The following is a 9,128-nucleotide window of genomic DNA, read 5'->3' on the forward strand; positions in this document are numbered from 1 at the left end:
CCCGGAAACCCATCGTGTCCCGGCTCCGCCGGGACGCTGCCGCACACGTGGCCAAGGTCCGAGTTTCGTCTCAGCGGTGTACGTCGAGGACCTGTGCGTGACCGGTCTCGGCCGCACCCGGTTGGCGAAGTCGGTGCACGACGCCGGCTGGGCATCGTTCACGCACATGTTGGAGTACAAGGCCGCACGGTACGGGCGCAGCTTCCGCCGCATCGGCCGGTTCGCGCCCACATCGCAGACCTGCTCTACGTGCGGGCGGCTGGACGGACCCAAACCGCTGTCCGTCCGGTCGTGGACCTGCCCATGCGGGGCGGTCCACGACCGGGACATCAACGCGGCGATCAACATCCTCGCCCAGGGACGCTGGGAGAGCCTAAACGCCTGTGGAGCGCAGGTAAGACCGGCACCCGTGCCGGCACCACGCCGAGAAGCAGGAATCCACCCGGGCGCTGCGCGCTGTTCCGCGCGCAGCGTGGAGGGAATCTCTGCCCGTCAGGGCGGAGAGAACGTCAATACCACGCCAGCAAGTACGCGGAGGAGGCGATCTCCGACGCGCTGCGGCAGGAGGTCCGGCCGTTCGGCGTCGACGTGACGATCGTCGAGCCGGGGCTGATCCGGACCGGCTTCGGCGCGGTCGCCAGCTCCTCCCTCGGCGCCGGCTCCGACCCGACGGGGCCGTATCGGACGATGGTCGCCGCCGCCGACGCGGTGATGGCGAAGTCGTACCGGAACCGGGCCCTGTCGGCCACGCCGGAAACGGTGGCCCGGGTGATCGAACGGGCGGTGACCGCCCGCCGGCCGCGCACCCGCTACCTGGTCACCGCCGCCGCCCGGGCCATGGTGCACATCCGGCGGCTCCTCGGCGCCCGGGTGTTCGACGCGGTGAACCGGCTCCAGTTCCGCTGACCGATCCCGCCCCGGGTGGGCACGGCCCCGACTACCGTGGGTAAGGAAATCGTGGTCGTGCCGTACGCGGCGCCGGGGAGGTGAGGCGGGATGGCCGCACCCACCCACGGGGCCGTCGTGGTCGGCGTCGGGTCGTCGGAGGAGGACCTCCAGGTCGTCCGGGAGGCCGCCGGCGAGGCGGCCGCCCACGACCGCCCGCTGCACCTGCTGCACGCCTTCAACTGGACGGCGGCGCTGGAGGCGCCGTCCGTGGCCGGGTCGCGCGCCGCGGCGGAGGACCTGCTCGAACGGGCCGGCCAGGTCGCCGGCGAGGTCGAGCCGGCGGTCCCGGTGAGCGGCGAGATCGTCGAGGGCTCCCCCGTCGACGCCCTGATCCGCGCCTCGGATTCGGCGTTCATGGTGGCACTCGGTGACGGCGGGATGGCCGACTGCCCGGACTGCGTACCGGCCGACGCGCCCGCCGTGCAACTCGCCGCCCGGGCCGGCTGCCCGGTGCTGGTCGGCGGGCCGGGCCGGCACCGCAGGGACCGGTGCTGGTCGGAGTGGACGGCTCGTCGAGCTCCCAGGCCGCCCTGGGTTTCGCCTTCGACTGCGCCCGACGCCGGTCGCCCGGCTGCTCGCCGTGCGGGTGGTCGAGCCCGACCGGCCGGACGACGGAGAAGAGGTGCTCACCGCGGCGGTGGCCCGGCACGCCCAGCGGTACCCGTCCGTGGCCGCGGAGTGCCACACCGTCCGCGGGGACCCCGGCGCCGTCCTGATCGAACAGTCCCGGTCCGCGCAGGTGGCGCTCGTCGGCGCGCGCGGGGACGAACCGTGGCGGGGCATGCTCGGCGAGGTCAGCCAGACCCTGCTCTACCACTCACCGGCCCCGGTGATCGTCGTCCGTGGGCTGGACCCCGCACCGCCGCTCGGGACATGACGCCCTCCGGTCCCGGGACCAACGACCCTGATCAGATCCCCGGACCCGGGGCGAAGCCGGACGGGCCCGGGGCGGATTCCCGCCTTCGGGTGGCAGAAGACCCCGAGCCGCGAGAGGCTAACGCAGCATGGACACCGCTCTCGACCTGCACAGCCCACTGGCCGAAGACGAGCTGCGCCGGATTGACGCCTACTGGCGGGCGGCGAACTACCTCACCGTCGGGCAGATCTACCTGCTCGACAACCCGCTGCTCCGCGAGCCACTGAAGCCGGAGCATGTCAAGCCCCGGCTGCTCGGCCACTGGGGCACCGGCCCCGGCCTCAACCTGATCTACGCGCACCTCAACCGGATCATCGTCAACCGCGACCTCAGCGTCATCTACATCACCGGCCCGGGGCACGGCGGGCCGGCCCTGGTGGCGAACACCTGGCTGGAGGGTACCTACAGCGAGCTCTACCACTCGGTCAGCCGGGACGAGGTGGGCATGCAGCGGCTGTTCCGCCAGTTCTCCTTCCCCGGCGGCATCCCGAGCCATGTGGCGCCGGAGGTGCCGGGTTCGATCCACGAGGGCGGCGAGCTCGGGTACGCGCTCAGCCACGCGTACGGCGCCGCGTTCGACAACCCGGACCTGCTGGTCGCCTGCGTGATCGGCGACGGTGAGGCGGAGACCGGCCCGCTGGCCGGAAGCTGGCTGTCCAACGTCTTCCTCAACCCGGCCCGCGACGGCGCGGTGCTGCCCATCCTGCACCTGAACGGCTACAAGATCGCAAGCCCGACGGTGCTGGAGCGGATCCCCACCGACGACCTGCTCGGTCTGATGCGCGGCTACGGATACGAGCCGTACATCGTCTCCGGCGACGACCCGACGCGGGTGCACCAGAGCCTCGCCGCCACGCTGGAGCGGGCGGTCGACGAGATCGCCGAGATCCAGCGCCGGGCCCGCTCCGGCGGCGATGTCGGGCGCCCCCGCTGGCCGATGATCATCCTCCGGACGCCGAAGGGCTGGACCGGCCCGCGGAAGGTCCACGGCAAGCAGGTCGAGGGGACCTTCCGCGCTCACCAGGTGCCCATCGACGGGGTGCGGAAGGATCCGGAGGCCCTGGCCGAGCTGGAGCGCTGGCTCCGCAGCTACCGGCCGGAGGAACTCTTCGACGCCACCGGCGCCCCGGTCGCCGAGCTGACCTCGCTGCCTCCGAAGGGGAACCGGCGGATGAGCGCCAACCCGGTCGCCAACGGCGGCCAGGTGCTGCGCGACCTGGACCTGCCGGACTTCCGCGCCTACGCGGTCGACGTCAAGCAGCCGGGCGAGCCCATGGTCGGCTCCACCGGCGTGCTTGGCCAGTGGGTCCGCGACGTGATCACCGCCAACCCGCAGAACTTCCGCCTGTTCGGCCCCGACGAGGTCGCCTCCAACCGGCTGGGCGCCGCCTTCGAGGTCACCGACCGGGCGTTCGTCGGCAACACGGTCCCCGGCGACGACCACCTCTCCCCGGACGGCCGGGTGATGGAGGTGCTCTCCGAGCACCTCTGCCAGGGCTGGCTGGAGGGCTACCTGCTCACCGGCCGGCACGGCATCTTCACCAGCTACGAGGCCTTCATCCACATCGTCGACTCGATGGTCAACCAGCACGCCAAGTGGCTGAAGGTGACCCGCGGCATCCAGTGGCGGCAGCCCCTGGCCTCGCTCAACTACCTGCTCTCCAGCCACGTGTGGCAGCAGGACCACAACGGCTTCTCGCACCAGGACCCGGGCTTCATCGACCACGTGGTCAACAAGAAGGCCGAGGTGGTCCGGGTCTACCTGCCGCCGGACGCCAACACCCTGCTCTCCACCATGGACCACTGCCTGCGCAGCCGGCACTACATCAACGTCGTGGTGGCCGGCAAGCAGCCGGCGCCGAACTGGCTGAGCATGGACGAGGCCGTCCAGCACGCCAGGCGGGGCCTGGGCATCTGGGACTGGGCCAGCACCGACCAGGGCACCGAGCCGGACGTGGTGCTCGCCTGCGCCGGCGATGTGCCGACCCTGGAGACGCTGGCCGCGGCCGACCTGCTCCGCCAGCACCTGCCCGAGCTGAAGGTGCGGGTGGTCAACGTGGTCGACCTGATGCGCCTCCAGCCGCCCACGGAGCACCCGCACGGCCTGCCGGACAGCGAGTTCGACACCATCTTCACCCGCGACCGGCAGATCATCTTCGCGTACCACGGCTATCCGTGGCTGATCCACCGGCTCACCTACCGCCGGACCAACCACGACAACCTGCACGTACGCGGCTACAAGGAGGAGGGCACCACCACCACGCCGTTCGACCTGGTGATGCTCAACGACCTGGACCGCTTCCACCTCGTCATCGACGTCATCGACCGGGTGCCCGGGCTCGCCTCGCGCGCCGCCCACCTCCGCCAGGACATGGTCGACGCCCGGCAGGCCTGCCGCGACTACACCCGCCGGTACGGCGAGGACGCCCCCCTGGTCGCCGAGTGGCGTTGGATCCGCGAGACCGAACCCGGCCTGCGGAGCGGTCAGTGAGCGGGCTCGCGGGCGAACCGGGGGCGGCCCGGTGAGCGGGGACGAGATCCTGGTCGGCTACGACGGCTCCGCCGACGCCACAGTCGCCCTGGACTGGGCCCTGGACGAGGCGGGCCGCTCCGGCCGGCCGATCCGCCTGGCGTACGTCTTCGAATGGCTGACGGTGGCCGGTTGGATCGGTCCCGGGCTGGCGCCCGGCGTCTGGCCGGACGAGCACGCCCGGCGGCAGGTCGAGGAACTGGTCCGAAAGGCGGCGGCGGACGCCGCCGCCGAGCGGCCCGGGCTCACCGTGCACGCCGAGGTCTACGACGGCCCACCCGCCCTGCTGTTGCAGGAACGGTCCGCCGAGGCCGGGATGCTGGTCCTCGGCAGCCGCGGGCACGGCGGATTCGGCGGCCTGCTGGCCGGGTCCACCGCGGTGTCCGTCACCGCCCACGCGCACTGCCCGGTGGTGGTGGTCCGGGACGGCCACACCGCCACCTCCGGGCCGGTGGTGGTCGGCGTGGACGGCTCGGAGTCCTCGCTCCGGGCGCTCGGCTTCGCCGTCGAGCGGGCGGCGCAGCGGGACGTGCCGCTGCGGGTGATCCGGGTGTGGGAGCCGCCCGGCGAGCGGTGGGTGCCGCCGGGCTTCGACCCGGAGGAGGCGACCGCCACCGAGCGGGCGGCGGCCGAGGAGGAGCTGGCCCGGTGGCGGGAGAGTTTCCCGGACGTCGAGGTCGACCTGCGGGTGTCGCCCGGCAACCCGGCCGGCCTGCTGGTCGACGCGAGCGGCGAGGCGCAGCTCGTGGTGGTGGGCAGCCGCGGTCGGGGCGGGCTGCGCGGGATGCTGCTCGGCTCGGTGAGCCAGCAGCTGCTGCACCACGCGCACTGCCCGGTCGCGGTGGTCCGGGAACGCTGAACACGCCGCCAGCAGCCCGGCCCACCGCTCGCCGGGCTGGCGAGAAGTAGTCGACCAGCTGGGAGGGGTCGAAGGGCCCGGTGGCGGGGGACCTGCGCACCGTGCGACCGGCGTGGCGGTCAAGGCCGACGCCGGCTGGGTGAGCGTGACGGTCACCGACGACGGCGTCGGCTGCGACCCTGAGGCGGCCCGCAGCGGCCTCGTGAACCTCCGCGAGCGGGCCGAACGGCGGCGACTTCCAGCTCAGCCGGGTGATCCCGCACGGCACCGAGGTGCGCTGGAGCGTCCCGCTGCGCGACTGACCGGAGCGTCGCGGCGGGGGGCCGGGGCGGGTCAGTGGGCCTTGCCGAGCAGCCGGGTGGCGAGCACCGCGGCCTGGGTACGCCGTTCCAGGCCGAGCTTGGCCAGCACGCTGGAGACGTAGTTCATCACGGTCTTCTCCGCCAGGAACATCTTGCCGGCGATCTCCCGGTTGGTGAGCCCCTCCGCCACGTACTCCAGGATCCGCCGCTCCTGCTCGGTGAGGGACTTCAGCTCGCGCGGCTGCTCGACGCCGTTGCGGATCCGCTCCAGCACCCGGGTGGTGATCGCCGGGTCGAGCAGCGACTGCCCGGCCGCCACCCGGCGCACCGCGTCCACCAGGTCGGTGCTGCGGATCTGCTTGAGCACGTACCCGGCGGCGCCCGCCATGATCGCCGCGAAGAGCGCCTCGTCGTCCTCGTATGAGGTGAGGATCAATCCCTTGATCGAGGAGTCCATGGCCCGGACGTCCCGGCACACGTCGATGCCGTTGCCGTCGAGCAGCCGGGCGTCGAGGATCGCCACGTCGGGGCGGAGCGCGGGGATGCGGCGGGCCGCCTCCTGGGCGGAGCCGGACTCACCGACCACCTCGATGTCGCCGCTGCTCTGGAGCAGATCGGCAAGGCCACGACGGACGACCTCATGGTCGTCGAGCAGGAACACCCGGATCATCCCTCGTGTCTACCCGGTCGCCGCCGACTTCCGCACGGGCCGAAGGTCCCTACCGTGCCGCCCCGCCGCCGGGCGGTCGGCCCCACCAGGGGGACCTCCGGCCCTGCCCGGGCCGGCCCGGTCTGCCGCACCGTGGGGATGGAACACCCGGAGGGCGGCACGACCTGCCACGGAAGGAGCAAGACCATGAACACCGGCTTCACCGTCGAGCAGCTCAGGGCCGCCGCCTCCGACGCCGTCCGGGCGCCGTCACTGCACAACACCCAGCCGTGGCGGTTCCGGCTGCCGGACGCGGGATCGAGCTTTCCGTCGACCCGCTGCGCCGGCTGCCCGCCACCGACCCGAGCGGCTGGGGCGCCCGGATCGCCTGCGGGGCGGCCCTGTTCAACCTGCGGCTGGCCCTCGCGGTGGCCGGCACGCCGGCCACGGTCCGGCTGCGCCCGTACCCGGCGGAGCCGGACGTGGTGGCCCGGCTGGTCCCCGACCTGCCGCGCCGCCCCACCCCGACGGAGCAGAGCCTGCACGGGGCCATCCGCCGCCGGTTCAGCAACCGCGCGCCGTTCTGGCCCGACCCGGTCCCCGCCGACGCCCGTTGGCGGCTCGGCGAGGCGGCCCGGGCCGAACAGTGCTGGCTGGAGCTGGTCATCGGCACCAGCGCGGTCAACGCGTTCGCCGAGATCGCCCGCAGCGCCCACCGGGTGCTCGAACGCGACCCCGCGTACGTGGCCGAGCGGCGCGCGTGGATCCGCTCGGAGCCCTCCCCGGACGGGGTGCCGGCCGCCGCCGGCGGTCCGCGGAGCGAACCGCAGGACCTGCTGCCGCAGCGCGGCTTCGGCGGGCGCAACCGCGCGCCGGGGCGGGACTTCGAACCGGAGCCCCTGGTCGCCGTGCTCGGATCGGCGGGGAACACCGCCACCGACCAGATCGTCGCCGGCCAGGCCCTGCAGCGGGTGCTGCTCACCGCCACCGACTCCGGGCTGAGCGTGTCGATGCTCTCCCAGCCGATCGAGGTGCCGGGGGCGCGGGAGGCGCTGCGGCTGTCCCTCGGCCGGTTCGGCATGCCGCAGATGGTGATGCGGATCGGGTACGGGCAGCCCGGCGCCGCCACCCCGCGCCGCTCCGTGGACGAGGTGCTCGACCTGCCGGTGGTGCCGGCCTGACCCGGACCGCCACGGCCCCGCTATGGCCGCCGCTGCCGGGAGCCCGGGTGGGGGGACCGGTCAGGCGGCATGACACCGCCCGACACGGCGGCCAGCAACGCGGCCTCCCGCTCCGGGGCCAGGCCCACCGCCGCCCGCGCCGGTCGGCCCGCGCGCGGCGGACCCGCTCCACCTCCCGCAGCCAGCGCCAGGTGTCGGCGACCGTCTCGGCCACCGGACGGCAGACGAGCCCCGCCGCGTACGCCCGGGTCACGTCGCGCTCCTGCAGCCAGCGGTACTCATGGCCGAGCGGGATCCAGACCGGCAGGTCGTTCCAGGGCACCACGCCGGCGGCGAGGATCGGCTCCGGGTCCGTCCAGCGCAGCACCGCGCCCGAGCCGGTGACCGCCACGGCCGCGTCGAGCAGCTCACCCATCGTCGCGTGCCCGGTGCGACCCACCACGTTGTACGCCCCGCCGACGCCCTCCGCGCCCCGGTCCAGCAGCCACCTGGCCAGGTCACGCACGTCCACGTACTGCAGCGGCAGGTCGCGCGGCCCGGGCGCCAGCACCTCGCCGCCCCGGGCGACGCGCCCCAGCCACCAGGGCAGCCGCCCGATGTCCTCCCCCGGCCCGAGGATCAGCCCGGCCCGGGCCAGCAACGCCCGATCACCGAAGATCTCCACCGCGGCCCGCTCACCGCCGGCCTTCAGTTGCGCGTAGTCGCCGTCGACCGCGTCGGCGGCCGCCTCGACCGTCGGCGCGTCCTCGTCCGAGCCCGGTTCGACGGGTTCGGCGTAGACGGAACCGCTGGACACGTAGACGTAGTGCGGCACCGAATCCACCAGCGCCCGCGCCGCGTCCCGTACCGCCCGGGGCGCACCGTCCCAGGTGTCCACCACCAGGTCCCACTCGCCGCCAACCAGCGCCGCCAGCCCGCCCGGCGCGGTCCGGTCACCCCGCAACCGGTGTACGCCCGCCGGCGCGTCGCCGTGCAGCCCCCGGTTGAACACCGTCACCGACCAGCCGCGGCGTACCGCCTCGGCCACGGTGGCCCCACCCACGAATCCCGTTCCGCCCAGCACCAGCAGTCTCATGCGTCCAGCCTGCCGGTGGGCCACGGTCAACGGGGAGGGGTGTTCACGTTGAGCGGATCTGCCCTGGGCAGAAGGGAGCCGGTCTGGGGGATGTCGCCGGGCATGGGGCCTCCCGATGGCGACATCGGCTCCGTGTCGCCGATGTGGCGGTGTCCGTTGGGCGTGGATACCACCGGATCGGGGATATGGTCCGGGCCGTCCGGTCCCGGCCGGCTGGCGGCTGCGCGGGTGCGCCGGATGTCCGTTCCGGGTGTGACCGGCGGCATCCTGAGGCCGGAATCGTGGCGGGGCCCGGGTCGTTATATCTCGCGTACGACCGAGTACCTGGCCCGCTCGACGGGCCGGACGGGCCCCGGGAATGATGGCGGGCCGGTGGTCGTTACACATGGTCCCGGCGCCGCGAAGAGGCCCCCGCCCCGCGGCTGGCACCGGGCAGAGACTTTCCCCCTTGCACTCTTTTGAGCGCCTGACGGTGCTTGCGCACGTCCCGGCCCCCACCGGGTGTGCGCCAACCCCCCAAGGAGCTTTGTCATGAACACGATGCTGCGTAAGAGCGTTCTCGGTATTGCTGGTCTGGCTTTCACCGGTGGTGTGTTCGCCGGTCCGATCGCCGCGCACGCCGACACCGGCCCCGTCACCGCCAAGCCCGCCGCCGTGGCGGTGCAGGC

The 9,128-nt window shown here is 73.6% G+C and carries 4 protein-coding genes and 5 pseudogenes; 7 read left to right on the forward strand and 2 right to left on the reverse strand.

Annotation, left to right across the window (positions count from 1 at the left end; all coding sequences use genetic code 11):
- Nucleotides 1-166: 166 nt before the first annotated feature.
- The 6 genes and pseudogenes from JNW87_RS41740 to JNW87_RS29745 all read left to right on the forward strand — a co-directional run.
- Nucleotides 167-295 (forward strand): annotated as a pseudogene (locus JNW87_RS41740) (zinc ribbon domain-containing protein); the annotation flags it as partial.
- Nucleotides 292-906 (forward strand): hypothetical protein, encoded by a 615-nt coding sequence (locus JNW87_RS29725; protein ID WP_238454798.1) that lies wholly within the window; start codon nt 292-294, stop codon nt 904-906. The pseudogene JNW87_RS41740 and the gene JNW87_RS29725, both read left to right, overlap by 4 nt.
- Nucleotides 907-996: 90 nt before the next feature.
- Nucleotides 997-1,825: pseudogene (locus JNW87_RS29730) on the forward strand (universal stress protein).
- A 127-nt stretch (nt 1,826-1,952) separates the two neighbouring features.
- The gene (locus tag JNW87_RS29735) at nt 1,953-4,355 is read left to right on the forward strand and encodes a phosphoketolase (protein ID WP_238454799.1); all 2,403 of its coding nucleotides are present in this window, start codon (nt 1,953-1,955) and stop codon (nt 4,353-4,355) included.
- Nucleotides 4,356-4,386: 31 nt separating this feature from the next.
- Complete coding sequence (locus JNW87_RS29740) at nt 4,387-5,253, forward strand: universal stress protein (protein WP_109804590.1); 867 nt, start codon at nt 4,387-4,389, stop codon at nt 5,251-5,253.
- 112 nt (nt 5,254-5,365) lie between these two features.
- Nucleotides 5,366-5,555, forward strand: a pseudogene (locus JNW87_RS29745) (ATPase); the annotation flags it as partial.
- Nucleotides 5,556-5,586: 31 nt separating this feature from the next.
- On the opposite strand, the gene JNW87_RS29750 reads toward JNW87_RS29745, so the two are convergent.
- Entirely contained in the window at nt 5,587-6,225 is a 639-nt protein-coding gene (locus tag JNW87_RS29750; RefSeq protein ID WP_109804589.1) for a response regulator transcription factor, read from the reverse strand.
- A gap of 186 nt (nt 6,226-6,411) precedes the next feature.
- Between JNW87_RS29750 and JNW87_RS29755 the strand changes: the two are divergent.
- Nucleotides 6,412-7,385: pseudogene (locus JNW87_RS29755) on the forward strand (Acg family FMN-binding oxidoreductase).
- A gap of 20 nt (nt 7,386-7,405) precedes the next feature.
- Here JNW87_RS29755 and JNW87_RS29760 read toward each other — a convergent pair.
- Nucleotides 7,406-8,460: pseudogene (locus JNW87_RS29760) on the reverse strand (NAD-dependent epimerase/dehydratase family protein).
- Nucleotides 8,461-9,128: the final 668 nt, after the last annotated feature.

Origin of the sequence: Micromonospora sp. ATA51, assembly GCF_016802855.1 — a bacterium.
Classification (GTDB): Bacteria; Actinomycetota; Actinomycetes; order Mycobacteriales; family Micromonosporaceae; genus Micromonospora; species Micromonospora sicca.

Excerpts from the sequence above, each read along its gene's own strand:
- JNW87_RS29735 (WP_238454799.1), top strand. The coding sequence starts at position 1,953 with ATGGACACCGCTCTCGACCTGCACAGCCCACTGGCCGAAGACGAGCTG.
- JNW87_RS29750 (WP_109804589.1), bottom strand. The coding sequence starts at position 6,225 with ATGATCCGGGTGTTCCTGCTCGACGACCATGAGGTCGTCCGTCGTGGC.